The sequence below is a fragment of the Vibrio methylphosphonaticus genome, assembly GCF_023634655.1.
In the GTDB taxonomy this organism is placed as follows: Bacteria; Pseudomonadota; Gammaproteobacteria; order Enterobacterales; family Vibrionaceae; genus Vibrio; species Vibrio methylphosphonaticus.
The window spans coordinates 1-963 of record NZ_JAMKMS010000065.1; the positions used below are offsets into that span (position 1 = coordinate 1).

The following is a 963-nucleotide window of genomic DNA, read 5'->3' on the forward strand; positions in this document are numbered from 1 at the left end:
ATTCTAGGGAGAAATTTCATGATTAGGGAAATCACAAAGTCAGATTTTGAGTCGTTTTGGCCAACCTTCGCTGAGGTTATTCTGGCTCAAGAAACCTATGCATTCGACCCTGATATGACGCAAGAACAGGCGTTTGCCTTGTGGTGCCAGACGCCACTAATAGCCTATGTATTCGTTGAAAATGATGAAGTTCTTGGTACTTATTATATTAAGCCGAATGCAATGGGGCCAAGCAATCATATCTGTAATTGTGGTTATATGGTATCAAGTGAAGCTAGAGGTAAAGGTATTGCTCGTCGCTTGTGTGAACACTCGCAACAGAAAGCAATTGAGCTTGGCTTTGAAGCAATGCAATTTAACAGTGTTGTGTCTACGAATATAGTGGCAGTTAAACTGTGGGAAAAGCTTGGTTTCAGTATTATCGGTACGATCCCCAAGGCATATAAACATGCTCAGTTGGGACTCGTAGATAGCTACGTCATGTACAAATGGCTACGAATATAACAAACGCTTCAAGTCGATTCGTAACGCTTGGCACTTTTGGCGTCAATTTTGGTTTATGTGATTACGGTGTCCAAATTAGGTTCAGTAACGCGTTACTCACAACTTAAGCGGGCGTTATGTTTTATGGCATACCTTTTATAATACATGTGCTAAGCTGTCGTTTTCTTCCTAACTTACTATTATGAAAGCAGTTATTGATTATTTGGTGAGCGCTAGTAGACACATGCAGAACGTCTACTTACTTGTGTTTATTGCCTTGGCTTTTGTTGTTCGCATTACCTTGAGTATTTATGATACTGAACCAACATTAGCTGAGTATGTGTCAGGTAACTTGTTACCAGAAATTACTGGTATGTTGGTTGAACTGGTATTGATACTTGTGGTTGTTGAAGCTATTCAATCTACCGAGTTAAAGCGAAGACAGGAAGCTGAACTTGCAGAGTCTCACCAGAAGCAAGT

Annotated in this window: 1 protein-coding gene and 1 pseudogene; both read left to right on the forward strand. The window is 40.3% G+C overall.

Annotation, left to right across the window (positions count from 1 at the left end):
* The first annotated feature begins 18 nt into the window (after nucleotides 1-18).
* Nucleotides 19-504 carry a GNAT family N-acetyltransferase gene (locus M9196_RS23250; protein WP_250619879.1) on the forward strand — a complete coding sequence of 162 codons (486 nt, stop codon included), beginning with the start codon at nucleotides 19-21 and terminating at the stop codon, nucleotides 502-504.
* Between the two features lie 223 nt (nucleotides 505-727).
* Nucleotides 728-963: pseudogene (locus tag M9196_RS23255) on the forward strand (hypothetical protein); the annotation flags it as partial.

Bases quoted from the DNA above. Each gene is read 5' to 3' on its own strand.
- M9196_RS23250 (WP_250619879.1), top strand. From the start codon at position 19: ATGATTAGGGAAATCACAAAGTCAGATTTTGAGTCGTTTTGGCCAACC.